This window comes from Subtercola boreus (genome assembly GCF_003399645.1).
Classification (GTDB): domain Bacteria; phylum Actinomycetota; class Actinomycetes; order Actinomycetales; family Microbacteriaceae; genus Subtercola; species Subtercola boreus_A.
Genome location: NZ_NBXD01000012.1, coordinates 88,994 through 115,534 on the forward strand (window position 1 = coordinate 88,994; position 26,541 = coordinate 115,534).

General features: G+C 68.4%; 24 protein-coding genes. 15 read left to right on the plus strand and 9 right to left on the minus strand.

Going from position 1 to position 26,541, the window contains the following annotated elements; genetic code table 11:
* The first annotated feature begins 10 nt into the window (after positions 1-10).
* The 4 genes from ligA (at position 11) to gatB (ending at position 6,153) form a co-directional block, all read left to right on the plus strand.
* Entirely contained in the window at positions 11-2,638 is a 2,628-nt protein-coding gene (ligA, locus tag B7R24_RS05090; RefSeq protein WP_116417899.1) for an NAD-dependent DNA ligase LigA, read from the plus strand.
* Between the two features lie 91 nt (positions 2,639-2,729).
* Entirely contained in the window at positions 2,730-3,095 is a 366-nt protein-coding gene (gatC, locus tag B7R24_RS05095) for an Asp-tRNA(Asn)/Glu-tRNA(Gln) amidotransferase subunit GatC (RefSeq protein WP_116417900.1), read from the plus strand.
* A complete protein-coding gene (gene gatA, locus B7R24_RS05100) occupies positions 3,092-4,639 on the plus strand; it encodes an Asp-tRNA(Asn)/Glu-tRNA(Gln) amidotransferase subunit GatA (RefSeq protein WP_116417901.1) in 1,548 nt (515 codons plus the stop codon). The genes gatC and gatA overlap by 4 nt, the downstream gene beginning before the upstream one ends.
* The gene (gatB, locus tag B7R24_RS05105) at positions 4,639-6,153 is read left to right on the plus strand and encodes an Asp-tRNA(Asn)/Glu-tRNA(Gln) amidotransferase subunit GatB (protein ID WP_116417902.1); all 1,515 of its coding nucleotides are present in this window, start codon (positions 4,639-4,641) and stop codon (positions 6,151-6,153) included. Before gatA ends, gatB begins: the two co-directional genes overlap by 1 nt.
* A gap of 202 nt (positions 6,154-6,355) precedes the next feature.
* Here the strand turns inward: gatB and B7R24_RS05110 are convergent, their stop codons facing one another.
* Positions 6,356-7,015, minus strand: a complete 660-nt coding sequence (locus B7R24_RS05110; RefSeq protein WP_253259276.1) for a DUF1345 domain-containing protein — start codon at positions 7,013-7,015, stop codon at positions 6,356-6,358.
* 99 nt (positions 7,016-7,114) lie between these two features.
* Positions 7,115-8,509, minus strand: a complete 1,395-nt coding sequence (locus B7R24_RS05115) for an MFS transporter (protein ID WP_116417903.1) — start codon at positions 8,507-8,509, stop codon at positions 7,115-7,117.
* Between the two features lie 121 nt (positions 8,510-8,630).
* Here B7R24_RS05115 and B7R24_RS05120 point away from each other — a divergent pair, with 121 nt between their 5' ends.
* Both B7R24_RS05120 and B7R24_RS05125 read left to right on the plus strand, forming a co-directional pair.
* The gene (locus B7R24_RS05120; RefSeq protein WP_116417904.1) at positions 8,631-9,485 is read left to right on the plus strand and encodes a LysR substrate-binding domain-containing protein; all 855 of its coding nucleotides are present in this window, start codon (positions 8,631-8,633) and stop codon (positions 9,483-9,485) included.
* A 180-nt stretch (positions 9,486-9,665) separates the two neighbouring features.
* Positions 9,666-10,457: a hypothetical protein gene (locus tag B7R24_RS05125; protein ID WP_116417905.1), complete on the plus strand. Its 792-nt coding sequence runs from the start codon at positions 9,666-9,668 to the stop codon at positions 10,455-10,457.
* Positions 10,458-10,519: 62 nt separating this feature from the next.
* Here B7R24_RS05125 and B7R24_RS05130 read toward each other — a convergent pair whose 3' ends face one another.
* Both B7R24_RS05130 and B7R24_RS05135 read right to left on the minus strand, forming a co-directional pair.
* On the minus strand, positions 10,520-11,485 hold the full coding sequence (locus B7R24_RS05130) for an SDR family oxidoreductase (protein ID WP_253259277.1): 966 nt from the start codon (positions 11,483-11,485) through the stop codon (positions 10,520-10,522).
* Positions 11,482-12,042: a TIGR03086 family metal-binding protein gene (locus tag B7R24_RS05135; protein WP_116417906.1), complete on the minus strand. Its 561-nt coding sequence runs from the start codon at positions 12,040-12,042 to the stop codon at positions 11,482-11,484. The genes B7R24_RS05130 and B7R24_RS05135 overlap by 4 nt, the downstream gene beginning before the upstream one ends.
* A gap of 89 nt (positions 12,043-12,131) precedes the next feature.
* Between B7R24_RS05135 and B7R24_RS05140 the strand changes: the two genes are divergently transcribed.
* Positions 12,132-12,671 (plus strand): GNAT family N-acetyltransferase, encoded by a 540-nt coding sequence (locus B7R24_RS05140; RefSeq protein ID WP_116417907.1) that lies wholly within the window; start codon positions 12,132-12,134, stop codon positions 12,669-12,671.
* Between the two features lie 9 nt (positions 12,672-12,680).
* Complete coding sequence (locus tag B7R24_RS05145; protein WP_116417908.1) at positions 12,681-13,184, plus strand: DUF427 domain-containing protein; 504 nt, start codon at positions 12,681-12,683, stop codon at positions 13,182-13,184.
* On the opposite strand, the gene B7R24_RS05150 is transcribed toward B7R24_RS05145, so the two are convergent.
* The gene (locus tag B7R24_RS05150; RefSeq protein ID WP_216363619.1) at positions 13,115-13,888 is read right to left on the minus strand and encodes a GntR family transcriptional regulator; all 774 of its coding nucleotides are present in this window, start codon (positions 13,886-13,888) and stop codon (positions 13,115-13,117) included. The genes B7R24_RS05145 and B7R24_RS05150 overlap by 70 nt on opposite strands.
* 72 nt (positions 13,889-13,960) lie before the next feature.
* Here B7R24_RS05150 and B7R24_RS05155 point away from each other — a divergent pair, with 72 nt between their 5' ends.
* The 5 genes from B7R24_RS05155 (at position 13,961) to B7R24_RS05175 (ending at position 19,171) form a co-directional block, all read left to right on the plus strand.
* Positions 13,961-15,187, plus strand: coding sequence for an MFS transporter (locus B7R24_RS05155; RefSeq protein WP_216363620.1), 1,227 nt, complete (start codon positions 13,961-13,963; stop codon positions 15,185-15,187).
* An 84-nt stretch (positions 15,188-15,271) separates the two neighbouring features.
* Positions 15,272-16,351 carry a type III polyketide synthase gene (locus tag B7R24_RS05160; RefSeq protein WP_116417910.1) on the plus strand — a complete coding sequence of 360 codons (1,080 nt, stop codon included), beginning with the start codon at positions 15,272-15,274 and terminating at the stop codon, positions 16,349-16,351.
* Between the two features lie 3 nt (positions 16,352-16,354).
* The gene (locus B7R24_RS05165) at positions 16,355-16,888 is read left to right on the plus strand and encodes an isoprenylcysteine carboxyl methyltransferase family protein (protein ID WP_116417911.1); all 534 of its coding nucleotides are present in this window, start codon (positions 16,355-16,357) and stop codon (positions 16,886-16,888) included.
* Between the two features lie 12 nt (positions 16,889-16,900).
* Positions 16,901-18,082: an NAD(P)/FAD-dependent oxidoreductase gene (locus B7R24_RS05170; protein ID WP_116417912.1), complete on the plus strand. Its 1,182-nt coding sequence runs from the start codon at positions 16,901-16,903 to the stop codon at positions 18,080-18,082.
* Positions 18,083-18,229: 147 nt separating this feature from the next.
* Positions 18,230-19,171, plus strand: a complete 942-nt coding sequence (locus B7R24_RS05175; RefSeq protein WP_253259278.1) for an oxygenase MpaB family protein — start codon at positions 18,230-18,232, stop codon at positions 19,169-19,171.
* Positions 19,172-19,257: 86 nt separating this feature from the next.
* On the opposite strand, the gene B7R24_RS05180 is transcribed toward B7R24_RS05175, so the two are convergent.
* The 4 genes from B7R24_RS05180 to B7R24_RS05195 form a co-directional block, all read right to left on the minus strand.
* The gene (locus tag B7R24_RS05180; protein ID WP_116417913.1) at positions 19,258-19,494 is read right to left on the minus strand and encodes a hypothetical protein; all 237 of its coding nucleotides are present in this window, start codon (positions 19,492-19,494) and stop codon (positions 19,258-19,260) included.
* 7 nt (positions 19,495-19,501) lie between these two features.
* The gene (locus B7R24_RS05185; RefSeq protein WP_116417914.1) at positions 19,502-20,503 is read right to left on the minus strand and encodes an aldo/keto reductase family protein; all 1,002 of its coding nucleotides are present in this window, start codon (positions 20,501-20,503) and stop codon (positions 19,502-19,504) included.
* Positions 20,504-20,556: 53 nt separating this feature from the next.
* Positions 20,557-23,475, minus strand: coding sequence for a rhomboid family intramembrane serine protease (locus B7R24_RS05190; RefSeq protein WP_147303967.1), 2,919 nt, complete (start codon positions 23,473-23,475; stop codon positions 20,557-20,559).
* Positions 23,476-23,627: 152 nt separating this feature from the next.
* On the minus strand, positions 23,628-24,149 hold the full coding sequence (locus tag B7R24_RS05195; protein ID WP_147303968.1) for a hypothetical protein: 522 nt from the start codon (positions 24,147-24,149) through the stop codon (positions 23,628-23,630).
* A 93-nt stretch (positions 24,150-24,242) separates the two neighbouring features.
* Between B7R24_RS05195 and B7R24_RS05200 the strand changes: the two genes are divergently transcribed.
* Positions 24,243-25,880: an ABC-F family ATP-binding cassette domain-containing protein gene (locus tag B7R24_RS05200; protein ID WP_116417917.1), complete on the plus strand. Its 1,638-nt coding sequence runs from the start codon at positions 24,243-24,245 to the stop codon at positions 25,878-25,880.
* Positions 25,877-26,539 carry a DUF1697 domain-containing protein gene (locus B7R24_RS05205; RefSeq protein ID WP_116417918.1) on the plus strand — a complete coding sequence of 221 codons (663 nt, stop codon included), beginning with the start codon at positions 25,877-25,879 and terminating at the stop codon, positions 26,537-26,539. The genes B7R24_RS05200 and B7R24_RS05205 overlap by 4 nt, the downstream gene beginning before the upstream one ends.
* Positions 26,540-26,541 lie beyond the last annotated feature (2 nt).

A 26,541-nucleotide genomic window follows, 5' to 3' on the forward strand; every position in this document is an offset into this window, starting at 1 on the left:
ACGGTGAACCATGGCTGACGATGCTGAAACGCGCGAGCGTGCCGAGCGGCCCGAGACGCCGACCACGCAGGCCGAAGTACCGGCCACGCAGGCCGAAGTGCCGGCCACGCAGACCGAGGAGCTGAGTCTCGAGGCCGCTGCGGCCGAGAGTGAGACGGCGACGGCGCGCATCCTGCAGCTGCGCGACGCGTACTACGACCGAGACTCCTCCCTCGTCTCCGATGAGGAGTACGACGCGCTGCTGCGGCGGCTCGGCGAGCTCGAGCGGCTCTTCCCCGAGCTGCAGAGCCACGACAGTCCCACCCAGACGGTCGGAGGCCGGGCCGAGACGACGCTGTTCTCTCCGGTCGAGCACGCGGAACGCATGCTCAGCCTCGACAACGTCTTCTCGCTCGATGAGTTCGCCGAGTGGGCGTCGAAGGTCGAGCGCGACTCCGGCCGGCACGTGCACTATCTCTGCGAGCTCAAGATCGACGGGCTGGCGATGAACCTCCGCTATGTCGATGGCGAACTGGTCTCGGCCGCCACCCGCGGCGATGGGGTCGTCGGCGAAGACGTCACGGAGAACGTCGCCCTGATTCCGGGCATCCCGAAGCGGCTGCAGTGGCGGGCGAGCCCGGGTGCCGACGATCTCGGTCGTGATGCCGGCGACTCGGTAACCGCCGGTGCCGAATCGGTCGTATCCGAGCCCGTCGCGCCGCCGGCCTTCATGGAGGTTCGGGGCGAGATCTTCTTCCCCACAGCCGCCTTCGACGACCTCAACGCGGCCCAGCTCGCCGCCGGTGACCGTGTCTTCGCCAACGCCAGAAATGCGGCGAGCGGGTCGCTCAGGCAGAAGTCCGAGGGCAAGAGCCAGGCCCAACTCGACCTCATGCGGGCACGACTCGGCAGGCTCCGGATGCTCGTGCACGGCATCGGCGCCTGGCCGAACCCTCCCGTCGATTCCCAGTCGCAGGTCTATGAACTGCTCAAGTCGTGGGGCCTGCCGACGAGCACGCACTACCGCGTCCGGCCCGACGTAGCCGGAGCCGCGGAGTTCATCGAGTACTTCGGCGAACACCGATACAGCGTCGAGCACGAGATCGACGGCGTGGTGGTCAAGGTCGACGAGCTCGCCCTGCACGAAGAACTGGGTGCGACCAGTCGTGCTCCGCGGTGGGCGATCGCCTACAAGTACCCCCCCGAGCAGGTGCAGACCAAGCTGCTCGATATCGTGGTGAGTGTGGGCCGAACCGGTCGCGCCACCCCGTTCGCTGTCATGCAGAAGGTTCGGGTCGCGGGTTCCGAGGTGCGCCAGGCGACCCTGCACAACCAGGACGTTGTGAAGCTCAAGGGCGTGCTCATCGGCGACACTGTCGTGCTGCGCAAGGCCGGCGACGTCATTCCCGAGGTTCTCGGGCCCGTCGTCGAACTGCGTGACGGTACGGAGCGCGAGTTCGTGATGCCCGAGTTCTGCCCGGAGTGCGGCACGAAGCTCGCTCCGGCAAAAGAGAACGACATCGACCTGCGGTGCCCGAACGCCCGCAGCTGCCCCGCGCAGGTGCGCGGTCGCGTCGAGCACGTCGGCTCACGCGGTGCCCTCGACATCGAGGTGCTCGGTGAGGTGGCCGCCGCAGCGCTGACCCAGCCGGTCGAACCAGCAAAGCCGCCGCTCGATACCGAGGCAGGGATGTTCGAGCTCACGCTCGAGCAGATCTTTCCCATCACAACCGTGGTGCGCGACGCGGAGACGGGGCTGGAGAAGCTCGCCGAGAGCGGCAGCCCCAAGCGGGAGTCCCCGTTCCGGCGCCGGCGCCAGAAGAAAGACGGCGTCTTCGACCCCGACGCGCCCTTCAGCGGTGACGAGCTGTTCGTGCCCTCGAGCAGTGCCATCAAGCTCATCGAGAACATCGGCAAGGCGAAGACGAGCCCGCTCTGGCGCATCCTGGTGGCGCTGAGTATCCGGCATGTCGGTCCGGTCGCGGCGCGGGCGCTCGCCGACTACTTCGGGTCGCTCGAGGCGATCCGTGCTGCTTCGCGTGACGAACTCGCTGCGGTCGATGGGGTGGGAGGCATCATCGCCGACGCCCTCATCGACTGGTTCGCGGTGGACTGGCACGCCGAGATCGTCGACCGCTGGGGTGCCGCAGGCGTGCAGTTCGCCACCCCCGGGCATCCGGGTCCGGGCGCGGCGATCGGCGCCGGGGGCACGCTCGACGGCATCACCGTGGTGGCGACGGGCAGCCTCGAGGGGTTCACCCGCGAGGGTGCACTCGAGGCGATCATCGCCGCAGGCGGAAAAGCTGCATCGTCGGTCAGCAAGAAGACCGACTTCGTGGCGGCAGGACCGGGGGCCGGGTCGAAGCTCCCGAAGGCCGAGGCGCTCGGGCTACGCATCATCAACGCCGAACAGTTCGCGCTGCTGTTGGCCGAGGGTCCCGCGGCGCTGGGCGAGGCCCCGGCGCCGCCCGCGGCAACGCAGAGCGACACCTCGGCCGAGGCAGCGGCCGGTGCAGAGAGAAAGCCCCGGGGGCGCGGCCGAACGAAGGCCAAACCGGCTCCGGATGCTGCGACCGTGGCCGACGACCCGCAGGCCGGAGCCGAGGCAACCGCGCGGCCTGAGCCGGAGGCCGATCCTCCGTCAGAATCCGCCGGATAGCCGCAACGAATAGAATCGATGGGTTGTCCGGGGCCACATCACCCGCACCACTTGCATCACCTGCATCACCCCAGAAGCCTTACGGAGTCGCATGTCATTCGAAACACCCCCGACCGTCAGTACGAGCGCGAACAGCCGCCCGGCCGGTTCGGGCGAGCCCGGCGAGATCACGACCGAGCAGGTCGCGCACCTGGCGGGGCTGGCACGCATCCACCTCACGCCCGACGAGATCACCAAACTCACGGGCGAGCTGGCCGCGATCGTTGAGAACGTCGCCAAGGTGACTGAGGTGGCGACACCCGACGTTCCGGCGACGAGCCACCCGATCCCCCTCACGAATGTCTTTCGCCAAGACGTCGTCGGCCTCACACTGACGCAGGAGCAGGCTCTCTCGGGCGCACCCGAACACGACGGCAGCCGTTTCCGCGTCTCCGCAATTCTGGGGGAGGAGCAGTGAGCCACGATCTGACCCGCCTCAACGCCTCCGATCTGGCCGCGAAGCTCGCATCGGGTGAGGTGTCGAGCCTGGAGGCGACGGATGCGCACCTCGACCGCATCCGGGCCGTCGACCACGACGTGCACGCCTTCCTCCATGTCGCGGCTGACGCTGCCCGCGCGACCGCGAAAGCCGTGGACGCCAGACGCGCCGCAGGAGAAGCTCTCGGTGCCCTCGCCGGCGTTCCGATCGCCATCAAAGACGTGCTGTGCACCATCGACATGCCCTCGACCGCAGGCTCGAAGATTCTCGAGGGCTGGGTGCCGCCGTACGATGCGACCGTCGTCGCGAAACTGCGCAACGCCGACCTCATCCCGCTCGGCAAGACCAACATGGACGAATTCGCCATGGGCTCGTCGACGGAGCATTCAGCGTACGGCCCGACGCACAACCCGTGGGACCTCGAGCGCATCCCGGGCGGCTCCGGGGGAGGGTCGGCTGCGGCCGTCGCAGCCTTCGAGGCTCCGCTCGCGCTCGGCAGCGACACCGGCGGATCGATCCGCCAGCCCGCTGCGGTCACCGGGTCGGTGGGCGTCAAGCCGACATACGGCGGCGTCTCGCGCTACGGGGCCATCGCCTTGGCCTCGAGCCTCGACCAGGTCGGGCCGGTCAGCCGCTCCGTGCTCGACGCGGCCCTCCTCCACGACGTGATCGGCGGCCACGACCCGCGTGACTCCACCAGCCTCACCGATGTGTGGCCGAGCTTCGCCGACGCGGCCCGCTCCGGCCAGCGCGACCGCAGCCTGAAGGGGCTGAAGATCGGTGTCGTCAAGGAACTCGGCGGTGACGGCTTCCAGGCCGGCGTCACCCAGCGCTTCCAGGAGGCGCTCACTCTGCTCACCGCGGCCGGGGCCGAGGTCGTCGAGGTCTCCACCCCGAGCTTCGAGTATGCGATCTCGGCGTACTACCTCATCCTGCCCGCCGAGGCCTCGTCGAACCTCGCGAAGTTCGACTCGGTGCGCTTCGGAATGCGCGTCAACCCGGTGGGCGGCGGAACGGTCGAAGACGTCATGTCGGCAACTCGCGAAGCGGGCTTCGGCCCCGAGGTCAAGCGACGCATCATCCTCGGCACCTATGCGCTGAGCGCGGGTTACTACGACGCGTACTACGGCAGCGCTCAGAAGGTGCGAACGCTCATCCAGCGCGACTTCGCCCGGGTCTTCGCCGACGTCGACGTGCTGGTCAGCCCGAGTGCACCGACCACGGCGTTCAAGCTCGGCGAGAAGCTCGAAGACCCGCTGGCGATGTACCTGAACGACCTCACGACGATTCCGGCCAACCTCGCAGGCGTGCCCGGCATCAGTCTTCCTGTCGGGCTTGCTCCCGAAGACGGACTGCCGGTCGGCATTCAGTTCATGGCTCCGGCGAGGCAGGATGCACGGCTCTACTCGGTGGGGGCGACACTCGAGGCGCTTCTCGAAGACCAGTGGGGGCATCCGCTGCTCAGCGAAGCGCCCGATCTGACCCCGCAGGAAATGTTCGCGTCTGAGGAAGGTGCAGTCTGATGGCCAAGGCCGAACTGATGGATTACGACAGGGCGATCGAGCTGTTCGAGCCGGTGCTCGGTTTCGAGGTGCACGTCGAGCTGAACACCAAGACCAAGATGTTCTCCGACGCGCCGAACTTCTTCGGCGGCGAGCCGAACACCAACGTGACGCCGGTCGACCTCGGTCTGCCGGGTTCGCTGCCCGTGGTGAACGAGCAGGCCGTGAAGTATTCGATCAGCCTGGGCCTGGCCCTCGGATGTTCGATCGCCCCGTCGTCGCGCTTCGCCCGAAAGAACTACTTCTACCCCGACCTGGCGAAGAACTACCAGATCTCGCAATTCGACGAGCCGATCGCCTTCGGTGGTTCGGTCGAGGTGGAGCTGGCCGACGGCCGGCTCTTCACCGTGCCGATCGAACGCGCCCACATGGAGGAGGACGCCGGCAAGCTCACGCACGTCGGCGGGGCCACCGGCCGCATCCAGGGCGCCGAGTACTCCCTCGTCGACTACAACCGCGCCGGAGTCCCGCTGGTGGAGATCGTGACCGACATCATCTACGGCGCCGAGGCTGACGCGCCCGAGCTGGCGAAGGCCTACGTCTCGACGATCCGCGATATCGTGGTGTCGCTCGGCATCTCCGACGCGAAGATGGAGCGCGGCAACCTGCGCTGCGACGCGAACATCTCGCTGAGGCGTCGCACGGCTCCGGGTGAGCCGCCCGCGAAGCTCGGCACCCGAACCGAGACGAAGAACGTGAACTCGCTGCGTTCGGTCGAGCGGGCCATCCGGTACGAGATCCAGCGCCAGGCGGCCATCCTCGAAAAGGGTGGCACGATCATCCAGGAGACGCGGCACTGGCACGAAGACACCGGCCAGACCTCGGCCGGGCGCCCCAAGAGCGACGCCGACGACTACCGGTACTTTCCCGAGCCCGACCTGCTGCCGGTCGAGCCGTCCGCCGAGCTGATCGCCGAGCTTCGTGCGGCGCTGCCGGAGGCCCCGGCCATCCGTCGCCGACGGCTCAAGGCCGACTGGGGTTTCACCGACCTCGAGTTCCAGGATGTAGTGAACTCCGGTCTTCTCACCGAGATCGTCGAGACCACCGCGGCCGGTGCATCGGCGCAGGCCGCGCGCAAGTGGTGGACGGGTGAGATCGCCCGCATCGCGAACTCCCGCGGGGTCGACGCATCGACGCTGGTGACACCGATGCACGTGTCGGAGCTGGTGGCGCTGGTCGAGGCGGGGACGCTCACCGACCGGCTGGCCCGCCAGGTGCTGGAGGGCGTGATCGACGGCGAGGGAACCCCCGATGAGGTCGTCGCGGGGCGCGGGCTCGCGGTCGTCTCCGACGATGGTGCGCTCATCGCTGCGATCGACGAGGCGCTGGCTTCCCAACCGGATGTTCTCGCGAAGATCCGAGACGGGAAGGTGCAGGCGGCCGGGGCCGTGATCGGTGCCGTGATGAAGGCGATGCGCGGGCAGGCCGACGCGGCGCGCGTGCGCGAGCTCGTGCTGGAGCGCGCGAGCGCGTAGCGCGCCCTGCCGCGCCGCGGGGCCTAGTGCCCTGCCGCGTGGCATGGCGGGCCGCTCCCGCGCGCTGTCGGCGGACCGTCGACGGCGATTGCACCGGGCCGTAATTCAGGCCCCACGGGCCGCGAGGCGGCAGGTATCGACGCCGGGCCCCTCAGCCTGAATGGGTGCCCGGGAGAGCGCGGGATGCGGTGGGAGGGCGCGGTCAGCCCGCCAGGCCCGCCACGAGGTTGATGGTGGCCGCGAGGATGACGGCGCCGAAGACGTACGAGACCAGGGCGTGTCGGAGTGCTGTCGATCGAAGGTCGCTCGACTGGAAGGAGGTGTCGGAGACCTGATAGGTCATGCCGATCGTGAAGGCGATGTAGGCGAAGTCGCTATAGCGGGGCGGCTCCTTCTGGTTGAAGTCGATGCCCCCGTCGTTTCCCCGGTAGAACAGCGACGCGTATCGCAGCATGAACAGTGTGTGCACCAGGGCCCACGACAGAGTGAGGCTCAGAACGGCCAGGGCCCCCACGGCGAAGCGTGCCACGCCGCTGGCGTCCTGGGTGACGAGCAGCACGATCGCGACAGCGGCGATGCTGGCCAGGCTCGAGAGCAGGATGAGCAGCTCGCTCGCCCCGCGCGAGGGGTCTTCGCGGGTTGCGTGAGCTGCCGTCTGTTCGGCGGAGGTGTTGTGCGTTCGCACCCAGACCCACACGACGTAGGTCGCCGAGGCGCACACCCAGCCGACGACCGCTGCACCCTCCCAGAACCCGAGCAACCCCGAGACCAGTGCCGCGGCCACCCCGATCACGAGCATCCAGGCGACCCGAGCGGCGGAGCGGTGCATCAGTGGTACGGCGGAGGCGCCAGAGGTGGTCATGGTGGAATCCTGCCACTTCGGGCCCGGGTCGTCATTCAGGCGCGCGCCCGCACCGGCCTGCGTGTGTCACGGGCACCAGCAGCGCAGCGCAGCGGTGCGTCAGCGTGCCCCCGATCCGACGGTGACCTCGACGGGGATGGTGCTTGTAGCGGGGCCGGCCGGCCGGGCATCCGGAGCAGGCTCGATGCTCACGAACCGGGGAGCATGCAGGAGGTGCACGCGCAGGCGCAGGCGGCCCTGGCGGGCGAGGATGACGCCGATCGTAGACGCCGCGACCACCGGCACCATCCCCGAGATCGCCATTCCGACGTGTGCGCCCCAGGTCTCGACAATGAAACCCATGAGGGGCCCACCGATCGCCTGGCCGCCGAGCAGAACCAGCACGTAGACCGACATGACACGGCCGCGCACTGCGAGGTTGGAGGAGAGCTGCACGAGCGAGTTCGCCCCGGTGATGAAGAGGAGGTTCGCGAACCCGACTCCCACAAGCACGAGGGAGAAGAACAGCTGCCCGGTCATGAACCCGGCCGTGGCCTGCAGCAGCCCGAAGACTCCGGCGCTGATGATCACCGTTCGAAGGCGAATGCCACGCCGGCGCGTCGAGGCCAGCGCCCCAGTGAAAGCTCCGATCGCAAGCAGGGAGTTGAAGAGCCCGTACCCGCCGGCACCGACCCGGAACACGTCGTTCGCGAACGAAGCGAGCAGCACGGGCATCGAGAAGGTGAAGAGCGACAGCACAGCGACCATGATGACCGTCCACAGGATCGCGGGCTTCGAAGCGACGTACTTCAGCCCCTCGCGCAGCTGGCCCTTCGCGCGAACCGCCTGCGCAGTCGGGTGCAACTCCTGAACCCGAAGGAGAAGCAACGCGCCCACGACGAACAGGCAACTCACGGCATTGATGGCGAACGACCAACCGGCGCCCACCGCCACCAGGAGCACCCCGCTGATCGCAGGGCCCACCAGCCCACCGAGCTGGAACACCGACGAGTTGATGCTGATCGCATTGTGGAGGTAGGTGGGCCCGACCAGTTCGTTCACGAACACCTGGCGGGCCGGGTTGTCGAAGACCGTGACGCTGCCGACCAGGAAGGCGATGATGTAGACATGCCACACCTCGACCACCCCGGTGAGGGTCAGGACAGCGAGCAGCGCCGCGAACACGAACAGGGCCAGCTGGGTCGCCAGCAGGATGGCCCGTCGGGAGTGCCGGTCGATGAACACCCCGCCGAGCAGCCCGAAGAAGAGCATCGGAGCGAACTGCATCGCAACCGTGATGCCCACTGCGGCGACGCTCCCGGAGAGCTCGAGCACGAGCCAGTCCTGGGCGATGCGCTGCATCCAGGTGCCGGTCATCGAGACCATGTTCGAGAAGGTGAACAGTCGGTAGTTGCGGATGCGCAGCGACACGAGGGTGTCTCGCCAGAGCGGGCGTTCCGTGATGATCGTTATGGGGGCGGTGTGCGGCAGAGCGTGGGAGTACGGGGGAGTCACAGAAGGAACCTAAATACGTTTCGAGTAAATGTCTTTCTTCGAAGCTACCGGTGCGATCATCATTGTTACGGTGAATTGACCCTATTACTCTCATTGCATATTCGAATGGAAGGCCTGCCAGATGTTCGATCCGGTGCTGTTGTCGACGTTCCTTGCTGTAGCTGAAACACGGAGTTTCACCCTGGCGGCGGGTCGTCTGGGCATCAGCCAGCCCACCGTGAGCCAGCACATCCGCAAGCTCGAAGAGGCGGCGGGCCGTCAGCTGGTGGCTCGCGACACCCGGGATGTGCGGATGACCGACAACGGCGATGCGATGGCGGGGTTCGCTCGCACCATCCTCGCGGCGCACTCCTCGGCGGAGGCGTACTTCTCGGGGTCGGCGATGCGGGGTCGGTTGAGGTTCGGCGCTGCCGACGACCTGGCCATCACCCAGCTGCCGCGGATTCTCCGGCACTTCAGACAGCTGTACCCCCAGATCAATCTGGAGCTGACCGTCAACCAGAGCACCCAGCTCTATCGCCGGCTGAAGAGCGGGCAGCTCGACCTCATCTTCATCAAGCGGCTCTCCGATTCCGACGAGGGTGCCCTCGTGAGGCGGGACACCCTCGTCTGGGTCGGCCAGGAGAAGACGCTCGTCGAGCACGGTGCGCCTGTGCCGCTGATCGTCTACCAGGCTCCGAGCATCAGTCGGCAGAGCGCGATCGATGCCCTCGAGGATGGCGGCCGCACCTGGCGGATCACCTGCAACACCCGCGAGGTCAACGGTATGCTCGCTGCTGTGCGCGCAGGTCTGGGTATCGCCGTCTTTCCGCAATCGCTAATACCCGATGACCTCGTGATCGTGGGGCCGAGGTTCGGGCTGCCGGAGCTCGGGCACGTCGATTTTCGGTTGCTGTCGAACCCGCTGGCGGCGGCTGAGCCGGTCGAGGCGCTGACGACGGCGATCATGGGCAGGCCGATCAGCCGTACGGCGTGAGGGAAGTATCGGCCACGTCCAGTTGGTCGACCTTCGGAGGGGCGTTGTCATCGGTGCCCCTTCCTTCAGCAGTTACTCGATGTCACGCTCTAGCGTGGGTACTGGCTGCCGGACCGGGCAGCGGGGTGCGCGAATCTGTGGAGAACGCGAGCATCTTCGCAAATGTGGAGGAGAAGAACTGTGGGCTTTCTCGATCGTCTTCTGGGCCGCGACGATGCGCCTGAAGAACGCGCCGCAGCCAGCGGCTCAGGTGTGAGTGGCGGCTCGGGTGCGAAGGGCGGTTCGGGCACCGCCGTGCCGGCGAAGACCGACGACGAGATCGCGGTGGAGCGGTACCGCTATCTGCTGCGCACCGCGCCGCCCGAGACCATCGAGCAGGTTCACACGGAGGCCTTCGGCAGGCTCACGTCGGAGCAGCGTGCCCTGATCTTCTCCGAGCTGACCCAGAATGCCCCTGTCGGCGACACGCCAGCAGATGATTCTCCGGCGGCGCTCGCCCGTTCGGCCACACGCTCGGAGCTGCGGCAGCCCGGGCTGCTCGAGAAATCGTTCCGAGGATCGGGTGCGCAAGGTACCGGCGCGCAGGGTGCCGGTACGGCTGCGGGCGGCGGGCGCGGGATGATCGGCGGTGCGGGATCCGGTGGCATGGGTTCGGGCGGCATGGGGTTCGGCGGTATGTTCGCCAGCTCCCTGCTCGGATCGGTCGCCGGTTACGTGATCGGCTCGTCGATAGCGCAGGCCTTCATCCCGGACTCCGTCGGAACGGACCAGGCGGCTGACGCGAACGCCGGAGACGAGACGAACGCCGAGGGCTCCGACACCTCGGCGGACCAGGGTGGCGACCAGTCCGGTGACCAGTCCGGTGACTATTCCACCGATGAGGGCGGCGACTACAGCTCCGACCCCGGTGGTGGGTTCGGCGACGGTGGCGGCGACTTCGGTGGCGATCTCGGCGGCGACTTCGGGTTCTGATCGCGGTGAACCGGAAGCATCCGCCTCGCTGCGCGGAAGGCCGCAGCTGATCGAAACCGTCTTCAGTCGAGGGGGAAGGTCACGCCCGTCAGGCGCTCTGAGGCCGACCACAGTCGGCGGGCGGCGCTCTCGTTCTCGGCGCGTTTCGCGAAATGAGCGAATCCGGGGGTTCCGGTGAGTTCGAGGAAGCCGGAAGGGCCGTAGTAGTCTCCGTTGAGCGCGTCGGCGTTCGTCGCCGCGAATAGTTCGGGAAGCGCTCCCTCGGCTGCCGACTGAGACATCCCGGGCAGTGACGACAGGCGGCTGGCCGCGGTGTGCGGCTTCTTCCGACCGAGGTTGGGGCCCGATGACTGCAGGTTCGTTCGGCTGAAGCCCGGGTGCGCCGCGACGCTGGTGATCTGCCAGCCGAGCGCTGCGCTTCGGCGGCCGAGTTCCTTCGCGAACATCAGATTGGCGAGCTTGGACTGCCCGTAGGCCGTCCAGGCGTTGTAGTGCTTCTCGCTCTGGAGGTCGTCGAGGTTCAGGCGGCCCATCCAGTGCATGATGCTCGACATCGTGATGACCCGGGGAGCGTCTGCGCGCAGGAGCGCTGACATCAGTCGTCCCGTCAGGGCGAAGTGCCCGAGATGGTTCGTGCCGAACTGCAGTTCGAAGCCGTTGTCGGTGAGGGTGCGGCGGGGGACCGCCATGACGCCGGCGTTGTTGAACAGGAGGTCCAGCGGCAGGCCGTCGGCACAGACCTTCCCGGCGAGGCGCTCGACCGACGAGAGGTCGGCGAGATCGAGTGCCTCGAGCGAGACGGCGCCAGAACGGATGCCTCTGTCGCCGCGGATCGCCCGCAGGCGAGCCAGCGCCGCCGCACCCTTCTCTGCCGACCGCGCTGTGATGACGACGTCGGCCCCCGCGGCGCTCAGGCGGGCCGCCGTCTCGAACCCGAGGCCGGAGTTCCCGCCGGTGACGAGCGCCCTCAGCCCTCCCAGGTCGGGTAGCTCGATAGCGTACTTCGGGCGAACTGCGGCATTCCTCACCCGCGGTCGTCTCTCCCGGTGAGCGCCAGGAGACGCGACTGGAGGGGGGCATCATCCGGAACCGGCACGGGCGACTCGAACAGCCCGCTGGCCTCGAGCGTGTCTTTCTGGGGTTCGAACACCGAGTAGACCGCCTCGACGAGGGCGCTGTCGAGAATGTCGGGCGAATGGGTGGCGCGCGCGAGATCCCAGGTGTGGATGGTGACGTCGGAGACCTGCTCGCGCAGATATTCATGGGCCGGGATCGTTCCGTACGAGACATGCACCGGGGCTTCACGGTCAGCCTTCGACCAGGCAGCGGCGGCAGCCGCGGAGTACGTGTGCCACTCGGCGATCAGGTCGTCGCCAAGACGCTTGATGAGGGGCTTGGCCTCGCGCACGGTGCGTCCCTCGAGCAGGAGTGGAACCCACTGCTGCTCTTCGATGACGTGCTGGACGAGTTGGTGCGTGTTCCACTCGGTGTCGGGCGTCGGTGCTGCCCAGTCGGTGACTGCCGAGAGACGCGTGCTGAACTCCGCGTGCGCGGTCTGATGGAGGCTGATCCAGTCGGTGGCCATGGGGGGTCCTTTCTGACACAAGAGTAAAGCCCGCGGTCGGGTGAGGCATTCCGCGCGACTCGAAACGGTGTACGTATTAGCGTTGGGACATGACCGTGCAGACCCGGCCCCTTCGCGAGGATGACCTCTCCGACCTCCTTGCGTTGAACAACGCGGCCGTGCCGGCGGTCAATGCACTCGATGAGCCGGCTCTCAGCGCTCTCATCGCGGCGAGCCACGGATCGCTTGCCGTCGTCGACTGCGAGCATCCGGAGCAGCTCGCCGGATTCGTGATCTGCCTGCTGCCGGGTCGTGAGTATGCGAGTGAGAACTACCGGTGGTTCTCCGCTCGGTCGACCAGCTTTCTCTACGTCGACCGCATCGTGATCGCTGAGGGTTCGCGCGGTGGCGGGCTCGGACAGGTGCTCTACGCAAGTGTGTTCGCGACCGCCCGGGCGGCAGGAGCCGCCGAGGTGTTCTGCGAGGTGAACCTCGAGCCGCCGAACCCCGGTTCGCTCGTGTTCCACGAACGCCTGGGATTCGCCGAGGTCGGTCGGCAGTCGACCAAGAGCGGGTCGGTCGTGGTGGCCCTGCTCGCACGGGACGTCTGGGCGCCGCGCTCCAAGCCCGCTCTCGGGTTGCAGGCTTAGCCTCGCCCCATGCATCCCTCTCCAGCCCAGCGCGTCGTACCCCAACCCGGCCAGGAATCGGTCTGGGACTACCCACGGCCCCCGCGGGTCGAGCCGAGTGCTGAGCGCATCGTCGTGGTGCTCGGGGGGCAGAGAATTCTCGACACGACCGACTCGGTGCGGGTGCTCGAGACGAGCCACCCTCCCGTCTACTACGTTCCGCGGGCGGCGTTCGTCTCCGGTGCGCTGACGGATGCCCGGGGTTCGTCGTTCTGCGAATTCAAAGGTGTGGCCGGCTACCTCTCGGTGCGTGGCGGAACCGAGACCGCCCCGTCGGCCGCCTGGTACTACGCGAACCCGTCGAAGGGATTCGAGTCCCTCGCGGGCAGGGTCGCGCTCTACCCGGCTTCGATGGATTCCTGCACGGTCGACGGCGAAACGGTGACCCGGCAGGAGGGCGACTTCTATGGCGGCTGGATCACCTCCCGCGTGGTGGGGCCGTTCAAGGGCGCCCCGGGCACGCTCGGCTGGTAACTCGAGGTGCCGAGGCGTACCTCATTCGGCCGCCCGAGCACCTCGAAACCCAGGGCCCGCAGCGTGAGGGTGCGTTGCTCGTCGACGGCGCGCACCAGGCGTTGACGGGTGTTTCGGATGTGCGTTGCGGCGAGACCCGCCGCCCGGTCTGCATCGCGTGAGCGGAGGGCGTCGACGATGCCCTGGTGCTCGGCCAGCGCGAGAGCCCGGGACTGTTCGGTTCGCACTTCGAGCCAGCGCGTGCGGGAGAGTCTCATCATCGACGTTTCGATCGAGGCGACCATGAACGGATTCTCGCTCAGGCGCACCAGTTCGACGTGGAAGTCTGTTCCCCCGCGATGGCCCGCCTCCTGTGACCCCTGCGGGTCGAAGGCGCGCATCAGCTCACCGAGCGCCTCGAGATCGGAATTCGACGCCCGCTCCGCCGCCAGCCGCGTGGCGGCCACCTCCACGGCTTCCCGGAACTCCATCAGCGACCCCACCTCATCGAGGTCGAGGGGAGCAACGATCCACCCCCGGCCGTCGCGCCGCACAAGCCCCTCCGACTCCAGCCGCATCAGCGCTGCCCGCACGGGGGTGCGGGAGGCGGCGAGTTCCGCTTCCAGGCCGCGTTCGGTCAGCCTCGAGCCGGGCCGCATCGCAAGGCTCAGGATGCCCTGCCTCAGCTCCTCGTAGATGTGAGCCGTCTGCGACATTTCCGCCATGTCGATGAGACTAGCATGGTGGTATACCATTTTGGTATACCAAGAGGACGCCAGCCAGAAGGGACGCTCGCCATGAATCAGGACGTCGCATCGACGGCCCCGCGGTCAGGTGTTCGACTCGGCCTCCGCCCCTGGGCCATGCTCGCGCTCGGACTGTTCGCGCAGGTCGCCGGTTCGCTCGCGATCACGACGCCGGCCTTTCTGGTGCCGCTGCTGAACTCCGAGCGCGGCCTGTCGCTGGGCGAAGCCGGGCTGCTCGTCGCAGCGCCCTCGGTGGGCATGGTTCTCACGCTCATTCTGTGGGGCGCACTGGCCGACCGGGTCGGCGAACGCTGGGTCATCGGCTCGGGCCTGGCCGTAGCCGCGCTCGCTGTTCTCGGGGCGGTGCTGTCGAACGACCTTGTCTCCACGGCGCTCTTCTTTCTCGTCGCGGGCATGGGCGCCGCCAGCGCGAATGCGGCAGGAGGCCGATTGGTGGTCGGCTGGTTCCCTTCGAACCGGCGGGGGCTCGCGATGGGCATCCGGCAGATGGCGCAGCCTCTGGGGGTGGCGATCGCCGCCATCGTCATTCCGCCCCTCGCCGAAGCCGCGGGAGTGTCGCTCGTGCTGGTGTTCCCGCTCGTCGTGGTCTCGGTCGCCGCGTTGCTCGCCCTGGTCTTCATCGTCGATCCGCCGCGGGGGCCGACAGCGGCGGCCGGGCCGGTGCCGACCCGGCCCGTCAACCCCTATCGAACCAGTTCGCTGCTCTGGCGCATCCACACGGTGTCCGTGCTGCTCGTTGTGCCACAGTTCGTGGTGTCGACCTTCGCACTGGTATGGCTGATCAATTCCGAGGGCTGGCAGCCGTTGGCCGCCGGCCTCGTCGTCGGCATCTCCCAGTTGGTGGGAGCGTTCGGACGCATTCTGGTCGGGGTGATCTCCGACCGGGTCGGTAGCCGAATGGGCCCGCTGAAGGCGGTGGCCGCCTCGGCGAGCCTCGTGATGGTGGTGCTCGCCCTCACGGACTGGTTCGAGCTCTCCGCATTCGCCGCCGTCGGAATTGTTCTCGCCTCTGCGGTCACCGTCGCCGACAACGGGTTGGCCTTCACGGCGGTCGCCGAAAGTGCGGGAACCGGCTGGTCGGGCCGTGCCCTGGGGGCCCAGAACACCGCGCAATACCTCGCAGCTGCCGCTACGGCACCCCTCGTCGGCGTGCTGATCGGAGCCGTCGGATTCGCCGGTGCCTTCGCCATCACGGCCGTTCTGCCCCTTGTCTCGCTGCCGCTCATTCCCCCTGATCGCCGGGCGAGCAAGCTATAGCCCCAGGGTTGTGGGTGGTAGCGCTCTCCCTCCCCGGGGTCAAGCGCGCATTTCGAGTCCGTCAGCTCGTGATAGCGTGCAAAAATGCCACGAATCGCGGGTGTTGCCGCAGCCTTCCCTCCTCACTCGTACCCACAGTCGGAGATCACAGAACTGCTCGGTCCGATCATCACCAACGACACCTCGAAACGGGCGTTGCTGAACCGCCTGCACGCGAACAGTCGTGTCGACCGTCGGCACCTGGTGATGCCCTACGAGTGGTACCAGGACAGCAGTATGAACTTCACGGTGACGAACAGTCTGTTCATCACCGCGGCCATCGACCTGGCAGAGGAGGCGGTGGTCTCGGCGCTGGCCAAGGCACACCTGCAGCCGCGCGACGTCGACTACATCGTCTTCACCTCGGTCACCGGAATCTCGGCGCCATCGGTGGATGCGCTTCTCGCGCTGCGGCTCGACTTTCGCTCCGACGTGAAGAGGGTTCCGATGTTCGGCCTCGGCTGCGTGGCCGGGGCCGCGGGAATCGCACGGCTCAACGACTACCTCGTCGGGCATCCGGATGATGTCGCCCTCCTCATTTCGGTCGAGCTCTGTTCGCTCACCGTGCAGCGGGGCGACGATTCGATGGGCAACCTCGTCGCCAGCGGACTGTTCGGCGACGGCGCCGCGGCAGTGGTCATGACGGGTGCCGACCGGGCCGAGAAGCTGCCGGTGACCGGGCCCGACGTGCTCGACTCGCGCAGTCGGCTCTACCCGGGCACCGAAGCCGTTCTCGGCTTCAACCCCGGGGAGAGCGGGTTTCGCATCGTGCTCACCGCCGGTGTGGCCGACGTGATCGACGAGCACTTCGATTCGGATGTCGTCGGTTTTCTCGACGAGCACGGCTGTTCGGTGGCCGACATCGATGTGTGGCTGGCGCATCCCGGTGGGCCGCGTGTTCTGCAGTCGTTCGCCTCGGCGCTCTCGCTGCCGGAGGGGGCACTCGATATCAGCTGGGAGTCGATGGCTGAGAAGGGCAACATGTCTTCAGCATCGATCCTTCATGTGCTCGCCCTCACGCTCGAGCGGGATCGGTTCGAGCCCGGCGACCGTGGCCTGCTCTTCGCTCTCGGGCCCGGGGTGTGCGCTGAGATCGTTCTGCTGCAGTGGCCTGAGAACGTCTGACAGATGATCTTCTATGCCGCTCTCATCCTGGCAACCGGTGCCGAGCGGATCGTTGAACTCGCGGTGTCGACGAAGAACGCGAAGTGGGCGTTCGCGCGGGGTGGCGTGGAGTTCGGGCGGGGTCACTTTCCGTTCATGGTCACGTTGCACACGGGTATGCTGCTCGCCTGCCTGCTCGAGGTGTTCCTGCTGCAGCGGGCCTTCCTGCCGTGGCTCGGCTGGCCGATGCTGGTGATCGCCCTCGCCTGCCAGGGGCTTCGCTGGTGGTGCATCCGCACGCTCGGTTCGCGGTGGAACACCCGCGTGATCATCGTTCCGGGCCTGCCCTTGGTCGAGAGGGGGCCGTACAGGTACCTCCGGCATCCGAACTACGTCGCCGTCATCGCGGAGGGGGTCGCTCTGCCTCTGGTGTATTCCGCCTGGATCACCGCGCTCGTCTTCACCGTGGTGAATCTGGTGCTGCTCTTCCGCTTCCGCATTCCGGTCGAAGACCGCGCATTGGCGTTCGGGCTCAGCGAAGCAGCGCGGCAGGACTGACCGGGCGGGCCGATGCAGAATCCGGATGTCATCGTCGTCGGAGCGGGCCCCGTCGGGCTCGCTTCGGCCGTCGGCGCGCGGCTCGCCGGGCTCCGGGTGGTCGTCGTCGACCCGCGGCCGTCGCCGGTCGACAAAGCGTGCGGAGAGGGGCTGATGCCGGGGGCGCTCGCCGAACTCGAGCGCCTCGGGATCGATCCGCACGGGCATCCGATCACAGGAATCACCTATCGGAGCGGTGGTCACGTCGCGGCCCACGACTTCGCAGAAGCATGCGGGCGTGGGGTGCGTCGCACCGAGCTCTCGCGCGCGCTCCACGAGCGGGCCGTCTCGCTGGGCGTCGACTTCGCCGAGGCGCGGGTCACCTCGCTGGTTCAGGATGCCCGGGGGGTGCGGGTCGCGCTGGGAGACGGTTCGAGCATCCGCGGTCGCTGGTTGCTCGGCTGCGACGGCCTGCACTCCACCGTGCGGCGGCTCGCCGGACTGGAGCTGGCCGCGGCCCGGCCCCCGGCCCGAGCTGGAGGTGCTGGCGGTGCTGGCGGTGCTGGTGGTGCGGCGGGCGCGCACGCGGTCAAGCGCTACGGGCTGCGGCGACACTATCGTCTCGCGCCGTGGAGCAGCCGGGTCGAGGTGTTCTGGGGGGAGGGTTTCGAACTCTACGTCACCCCGGTCGACGACGGGTTGGTGGGCGTGGCGCTGCTGGGTCCGCGGGGGCTGGAGCTCGAGTCGGCAATCGAGACGATACCCGAACTGGCCGAACGGCTTCGGGGTGTTGCGACCGATGGTGCGGTGGCCGGGGCGGGCGTGCTGCGGCAGCGGGTGGCGGCCCATTCGGCGGGCCGGGTGCTGCTGGTGGGTGACGCATCGGGCTATGTCGATGCTCTGACGGGTGAGGGGATGCGGGTGGGGTTCGCGCAAGCTGCGGCCGCGGTGAAGGTGATCGTGGAACACAGAGGCAATGACGGCCGCGGTGTGCCTCGCGCGCGTGCGGGCTCGGGCGCGCAACCGGCGACTGCAGCGGTTGCACGACCGGTGGTGGCGTACGAGCGGGCGTGGCGGCGGGCATCCGGAACCGCCAACCGGTTCACCATGGCGCTGCTCCTCGCGTCGAAGTCACCCCTCAGGCGGGCGATCGTCCCTGTGGCTGCGAAGGTTCCGGCGGTGTTCGCGGCAGCGGTCGAGGTCATCGCGCGCTGAGATCCACGACAGGGCTGTGGGCCGCCAAACGCCGTGCGCGCGACGTGCACCGGACCAACGACGAGGCGCACCCCCGCACCACTTAACCGGCTGGGAGTTGTGCGTCAAGGGTGCGCCACGCCCGCCAAGCGGGGCGAGACTGGAGGGGTGAGTATCTTTCCCGAATCCCTGCGCAATCGGCTGCGTTCGACCTTCACCAACCAGCCGGAGGGATCGCCGGAATGGGTGATGAAGCTCGAAGAGGGAGACGATGCCGGGTTCTTCGCCCCCGACTCCGCGACCTGGGCGGTGCACGGCCAGACCGCGACGATCGTGGCGGGTGTGCGGGCGCTGCTCATGCAGGCACTGCACCCGGGCGCCATGGCCGGAGTCCACGACTGGTCGCGGTACAAGGAGGATCCGCTCGGCAGGCTTGCGGGAACCATCCGCTGGATCTACACGGTCAGCTACGCCGACACTGCCACCGCGATCTCGACGTCGAACTGGGTGCTGCGGCTGCACGGGAAGGTGGTCGGCAGCTACCTCGACGCCCAGGACCGTGAGAAGCCGTACTCGGCGAACGACCCCGAGCTGCTCTCCTGGGTGCACCTCGCGTTCACCGATTCGTTCCTCGCCACGGCGAAACTCTGGAGCAGCCCCATTCCGGGCGGCCCCGACGCCTACGTGCGGGAGTGGGCGAAAGCGGGGGAGCTGATGGGGGTTCCGAACCCGCCGCGCTCCGAGGCCGAACTGGCCGCGCAGCTGCGGGCGTTCTACGATGCCGGCGTGCTGAAGAGCGACGACCGTGTGGCGGAGGCGGTGAAGTTCATCCGCCGCCCACCGCTCGCGAAGGCACTGATGCCCGGTTATGCCGTGCTCTTCGAGGGAGCGGTCGCGTCGATTCCGCCGCTCTACCGCGACATGCTGAAGCTGAAACCGGCGAGGCTCGGGCCTGTCGCCCTGCCCGCCGAGCTGCCGACGAAGCTTGTGCTCAAGGTCATCGGCAACATGCTCGGGCACGATGACCCGAGTGCGACCCAGGCGCGCAAGCGACTCCGACGCCTCGGTATCGACGCTCCGGTGAGGGCGGGGTCAGGCGGAGTGGCCTGAGCCGCGGCATCCGGAACCCGCCGAGCCGGAACGCGGCCCTATCGGAGCGCGGCCCTACCGGAGCGCGGCCCTACCGGAGCGCGGCCCTACCGGAACCGCATCGTCGGCGGCAGCGGCTTCGGCGGCTCCGAGAGCTTGCGCACGCGCCGCCGCTCCAGTCGCGCCGAGATGACCATCACAGCCGCGAAGACGATGGCGGCCATCATGACGACGAGCAGCGCCGTGCCGTAGACCCCGTGCGTGAGCGCGTTCACCACGGCAGCGACGACGACGATGAACCCGCCGGCGAGGCCCAGAACCGAGAAGCGTGTCGCGCGATCCACGGATGCCCTAGCCGACCCGTGTCGCCGGTGACACCGTCTTGGCGGGGTCGCGCTCGACAAGGTCGCCGAGGGCCTCGTCGATCGCGGTGAGCACGGCGGGCTCGAGTTTCACTCCGGCGGCGGCCACGTTCGACGCGATCTGCTCGGGCTTGGACGCGCCGATGATCGCCGACGCCACATTCGGGTTCTGCAGGACCCACGCCACCGCGAGCTGCGCCATCGTGAGGCTGAGTTCGTCGGCGATGGGCTGCAGCTTCTGCACCCGAGTGAGCGTCTCGTCGTCGAGCCAACGCTTGATGAACTGCTCGCCGCCCTTGCTGTCGGTGGCTCGGGAGCCGGCCGGAACCGCCGCGCCCGGCTTGTACTTGCCCGACAGGGCACCGCCCGCGACGGGCGACCAGACGATCTGGGAGAGCCCGAGCTCCTCCGACACGGGAACGACGTCGGCCTCGATGACCCGCCAGAGCATCGAGTACTGCGGCTGGTTCGAGACGAGCGAAATGCCCAGCCGGTGCGCGAGCGCCGACGCCTCGCGCAGCTGCGGGGCGGTCCACTCGCTGACCCCGATGTAGAGCGCCTTGCCCTGGCGCACGATGTCGGCGAAGGCGGTCATCGTCTCTTCGAGCGGCGTCTCGTAGTCGTAGCGGTGCGCCTGGTAGAGGTCGACGTAGTCGGTGCGCAACCGTCGGAGAGATCCGTCGATCGACTCCATGATGTGCTTCCGGCTGAGGCCGGTGTCGTTCGGGCCCGGGCCGGTCGGAAAGTAGACCTTGGTGAAGATCTCGATCGAGGAACGGCGCTGGTGCCTCAGTGCCTTGCCCAGCACCTTCTCCGCTGCCGTGGCAGCGTACGCGTCAGCCGTGTCGAACGTGGTGATGCCGTTCTCGAGCGCGGCAGCGACGCTCGCCTGCGCGATCTCGTTCTCGACCTGCGACCCGTGTGTGAGCCAGTTGCCGTAGGTGATCTCTGAGATCTTGAGTCCGCTGTTGCCGAGGTACCTGAATTCCATACCCTCAGGCTAACCGTTCCGGATGCCCGCCACCCCGGTGAGGAGCCGCCGGTCTAACGCTGCAGCCCCATCTTCGCGATGCCGAGCAGCGACTCGTGCGGCAGGAACGCCCGCGTCAGCCCCAGCGCGATCTTGGGCAGATCACCCTCGTCGCGGTAGAGCAGGCTCATCCGCTCGTAGCGCGGGTTGAACTTGGTTTTGAAGTTGTGCAGCGACTGGAATCCGTAGAGCGGCTCGAGCATCTTGCCGAGCGAGTCGAGCACGGCATCGATTCCGGATGCCTCGTACCCGGCTGCGTGCGCGAGTGGCGCCCCCGAGAGCGACACGAACAACGCCCCTTCGGCCTGGAAGTGCAGGCACGACGATGCGATCAGGTATTCCATGACGGGCCGGAACGAGCCATCGTCGCGGCGGCGCATCAGGTCGAGCGTCCAACCGCGCACCGTGTCGTCTGCACCGTAGACCGGCAGCCAGGAGAGCACGCCCTGAACGGTGCCCGATTCATCAAGAGCCAGCGCGGTCTTGACGTGCGGGTCGAGTGCTTCGTCGACTCCGCCCAGCGTGAATCCCATCTCGGGGAGCGCCTTGTCGCCGACCCACTCCTCCGAGATCGCACGAACCTGCGAGACGATCTCCCAGGGCTCATCGGCGAGCACGGTCATCCGGAACGTGACCTTTTCGCGGTCGGCACGGTTCAGGGCCGACCGGATGGCCTGCCACTTCTTGCCCGTCATCTCGAGGGTGGGCAGGTCGATGATGGTGTCTTCGGCGACCTGCAGGTGCGTCCACCCCTCGGGTGCGGCGGCGAGCGTCGCATCGGAGACCGAGAACAGGCACGGGGCGAGCCCGATGCGTTCGCACTCGGCCACCCATTCGGCGATGGTCTCGCCCACGTTCTCGGCCGGCCCGATGGGGTCGCCGAGGGCGAGCGCTACGCCCGATCGCTGCTGGTAGGCGACAAAACTCGCGCCGTCGGCGGTGACGAAATACCGGTTCTCGTCCCACATCGTCATCCACGAGAGGGTGCCTCCGCCGTCGGTGGTGAGGATGGCGAGCGGGGTCTTGCGGGCATCCGTCGTCTGTCGCACGACCCGTCGCGAACGGCGCCAGGGTACGCGGTAGGCTCCGCGACCGAGCCACAGGATGACCAGCAGCGCGATCCAGAGCGAGGAGTTCGTCAGGGCCTCGAAGAGACTCGGCGAGAAATCCACCGCCACGACGGCGTACACCAGCAGGGCGATGACCTCGATGACGTTGAACACCCCGAGCCCGAACGCGATCACCCACGGCAGGCGGTGACCCAGGCGCACCCCGTTTGCGATGAGTGCGACGATCAGCACGTCGATACCGACGTCGATCCAGGTGCTGGCGCCCGGCGCGGCCGTGGTGGTGGGGTCGTCGGAGGGCAGCAGAGTGCCGGCGACCTCGACGATGGCGAGGATGACCAGGCCGGCGAAGGCGAGGATGCGCCACTCCCTGCTGCTCGGTCGCCCGGCGCGCGTGCCCCGGGGCTGCACGAACGGAACCACCAGCATCACGACGACCACACCGAAGAAGTGCTCGATGTCGGCCATCGTGCCGATGTAGAACAGCGAGACGATGGCGAAGGCGAGCAGAGCGAAACGCAGCCGGAGGCGCCATGGCGCGCGGAGGGTCACGAGAACGGCCGCCAGGCAGGCGAACATTCCGCCGGAGGGGCCGACGTCGTAGTGGTCCTGCAGCTGTGCCGCCCAATCGCTGTCGAACGAGCGCGAGGCGAGGAGAAAGAAGACCGTTCCGATGACGGCCACGATCTGGCCACCCGCGAAGATGCCGAAGGCCCGGAACGAGCCGAACGTGCGCTCGGCCCAGCCGACGCCGACGATCAGGCCGACCAGGGTGATCGCATAGTGGATGGGCAGTTGCGAGAAGAACGTACCCGTGATCAGGGTCCACCAGTGGCCGTCGAGGAACGAGGGCAGACCGTACGCGATCTCGGGGTACCAGGAGCGGCGGGAGATCGGGTCCCAGAGGGCGCCGGTGACGATCGCCAGCACCAGGAAGACGAGGAACAGCCCGGCGGTGAAGGGCGTGCGCCGGATGGCTCGGCCTACAGGGGCGAACACGGTCGCGAGCGCCGCGCCCACGCCGGCCAGCCCTGCGACTCCGGGGCCTGCGGCGCTGCCCGGGGTGCCCGGCGTGATGCCGGCCGAGGCGGCGAGCGGGCTGAGGCTGCCGTCGGGGGTGAAGAGGTCGCTCATCGTGAGGGCGGCGGCCGGGGCATTCTGGGCCTGCCCCGGATGCTGCGGGGTGGGCGTCTGGGGCGCCGACCCGGCTGGCGCAGCCGGCCCCGGCGCCACGGCTGGTACTGCCGCACCCGGGGCCACGGCTGGCGCAGCTGCGCGGCGGCGCGCCCGGTAGACCGACACGGTGGCGAGGACGATCAGCGTGAGGAGCACGGCGAGCAGTGCGACCCAGGTGAACTGGTGGATGAGCTCCTCCGCTGCGCGGCCGAGCAGGCTGACGACCAGCACCACGGCACCGCTCCACACGACGGCCCCGGCGACGTTCGCGACGAGAAAGCGGCGGTAGGGCATCCGGAGCGTTCCCGCCAGCGGCCCGATGAGCACACGGAGGAACGCGACGAACCGCCCGCCGAACACGGCGAGGGCGCCCCACCGGTTCATCACGCCGATGGCGCGGTGGATGCTGTCGGGGCTGAACCGCGCCGGAAAGCGTCTCGACAGAATGATGAGCAGCCGCACTCCGAAGCGGCGCCCGATGACGTACCCGGCCGAATCGCCGATCACCGCGCCGACGGCAGCCGCGAGTGCAACGAGCCAGGGCGAGACCGCGCCCTCGAGAGACACCAGCGTGGCCGCGACGAGGATCGTCTCGCCGGGTAGGGGCACACCCAGGCTCTCGACCGCAACGAAGACGGCAACGGCGAGAAGCACCGCGACGGCCGGGATGGTCTCGAGCCAATGGTCCACGTGGAGCCCCCCTCTGATGCGCCGACGGGCGTGCCCGCCCCTGCAGGTGGGTCTCAGTTTAGGGTCGGCTGTGACCGCCTGCGGGGGACCCTGCCCGTCTCGGCCCACGTTCACTCGAACGGGGGTGCGAGGGGCGCCGCCCTCCGGATGGGCTACCCGGGCATGACAACCCACGGCGGGTCGCCGGGGCCTGCGAACGAGCCCATCACCCGGCCGTTCGTCGCATCGAACATGAGGGTGCCCCAGGTGTAGGTGGAACCCTGTCCGAACTGGGGAACGAAGGTACCCACCCCGGTCCCGAGGATGACCAGGTCTGTGGGTGCGTAGCCGTACGGGGTTCCACTGGTGAAACCCGAGATCGTGTCGAGCGACACGGTCGTGACGAAGATCCGGTCGAGCTGCGGGAATTCGCCGGGGCTCTCCCTGACCCAGTCCTCGACCTGGGCTGACGTCGGCGGCATCCCCCCGGAGATGCTGCCGCCCGTGGGCTTGGCCGCGTTCGGGTCGATCGTGGACTCCGGCGGATCGGTGGGTGTCTCGAACGACTCAGCAGCCGAGGGGGGCGTGGACGCGACATCCCCGATCACGGCGCTGCCGGAGCCGACCGAGGCGCAGCCGCAAAGCGAGACGGCGACGGCCGCAGCCGTCACGACAGCGCCCACTGTCGCCGTCATTCGAGCCATTTCCCGACCCCCGGTTCTCATCATCGTCGCCGGGCGACGGACGGTCAATGGGGCAGAGCGCACCTTCCTGCCACACTGGTACGCATGACTGCAACACTCGTCGCGAAGGCGCTCTCGGGCGGCCACGGGCACCGCACCCTCTTCTCGGGGCTCGACCTCACCGTCGCTCCGGGTGACGTGGTCGGCCTCACGGGCGCGAATGGCGCCGGCAAGACGACGCTGCTGCGGCTGCTCGCCGGGGTCGACCAGCCGCTGGCGGGAACCGTGTCGCTGTCACCGCCCGACGCCTTCGTGGGCTGGCTGCCCCAGGAGCACGAGCGCATCCGGGGTGAGAGCATCACCGACTACATCGGTCGCCGCACCGGCGCCACGGCCGCCACGATCGAGATGGAACGCGCCTCGGAGGCCCTCGGTTCGGGCGACGCGGCCGATGCCGATGCGTACTCGGTTGCGCTCGATCGTTGGCTGGCGAGCGGCGCCGCCGATCTCGACGACCGGATGCCCGCCACCCTCGCCGAGCTCGGTCTCGCAGCAGACGTCTCGCTGCCGATGACCGGCCTCTCGGGTGGGCAGGCTGCGCGGGTGGCGCTGGCGGCGCTGCTGCTGTCGCGCTTCGACCTCGTGCTGCTCGACGAACCCACGAACGACCTCGACCTCGACGGGCTCGCGCGTCTCGAAGCGTTCGTGAAGGGCTTGCGTGGGGGAGTGGTGCTCGTGTCGCACGACCGAGAGTTTCTGGCGCGGTGCGTCACGACCGTGGTCGAGCTCGACCTCGCGCAGAACAGCATCGCCGTGTACAACGGCGGGTACGAGTCGTTCCTCGAGGAGCGCTCGACCGCGAGGCGCCACGCGCGCGAGAACTACGACGAGTTCGCGGCGAAGAAGGCCGACCTGGTCGGCCGGGCGCGCACCCAGCGCGAGTGGTCGTCGCAGGGTGTCCGCAACGCGATGAAGAAATCGCCTGACAACGACAAGATCCGTCGCAGGGCCGCCGCCGAGTCGAGCGAGAAGCAGGCGCAGAAGGTGCGCCAGATGGAGAGCCGCATCGCGCGCCTCGACGAGGTCGACGAACCGCGCAAGGAGTGGCAGTTGCAGTTCACGATCGGATCGGCGCCCCGATCGAGCGCGGTGGTCTCGACGCTGAGCGGCGCAGTGGCGACGCAGGGTTCGTTCACGCTCGGGCCGGTCTCGCTGCAGGTCGACGGCGGCGACCGGATCGGGATCACCGGGCCGAACGGCTCCGGCAAGTCGACCCTGTTGCGCCTGCTGCTCGGCACGCAGGCGCCGTCTTCGGGCTCTGCCTCCCTTGGCCGGAGCGTCGCCATCGGCGAGATCGACCAGGCGCGTGCGTCGCTCGAGGGCTCCGCCGTGCTCTTCGAGGCGGTCGCGGCCGAGGTGCCCGAGATGCCGCTCGCCGAGGTACGAACGCTGCTCGCCAAGTTCGGGCTCAGGGCCGACCACGTCGACCGCCCCGTCGACAGCCTCTCTCCCGGCGAGCGCACCCGGGCAGCACTCGCGCTGCTGCAGGCCCGCGGCGTGAACCTGCTCGTGCTCGACGAGCCCACCAACCACCTCGATCTGCCGGCGATCGAGCAGCTCGAGCAGGCTCTCGACGCCTACGAGGGCACGCTGCTGCTCGTGACGCACGACCGTCGCATGCTCGAGACGGTCACGCTGAACCGCCAGTGGAGCGTGGCCGACGGGCAGGTGACCGAGTCATGAGCGGTGCGGGCGCGGCCAAGGGCGCGGCCGCCGATTCAGCCGGTGGCGGCGGCTCGTACGTCGGGCTCGTGCGGGGAATCAACGTCGGCGTGGGCAACCGTATCCCGATGGCAGATTTCCGCGCCGTCTTCGAGGGGCTCGGCTTCGCCGACGTGAAGACGCTGCTGCAGAGTGGCAACGTGGTCTTCGACGCGGCCCGCGACCTCACGCTCGCCGATGTGGCCGCCATCGAAGAAGCGTTCGCCGCCCGGGCCGGCTTTCGTGCGGGGTTCGTGGTGCTGGGCACGGGGCAGTTCCTCGAGATCCTCGACGCGAACCCGCTGCTCGACGTCGCCACCGACCCATCGCGGCTGGTCGTCACCTTCCTGCCGCAGGCTCCGGATGCCCGGGGTGGAGCATCCCGCACCCCCGGCCCCCGCACGGCCGACCCCCGCGCGGCCGGCCCCCTCGCCGCGATCGCCCTCCCCGACGCCGACAGCACCCTCCCCGAGGTACTGGCGACGGGGCCGCACGCGGTCTACTCCTGGCACCCCGACGGCATCTCGAACAGCCGCCTCCCGGCCTCGTTCTGGAAGCAGCTCGGCCCCGTCTACACGGCCCGCAACCTCAACACCGCGAACAAAATCGCCGCACTCCTCCGAGGGCGCTCCACCTCCTGACG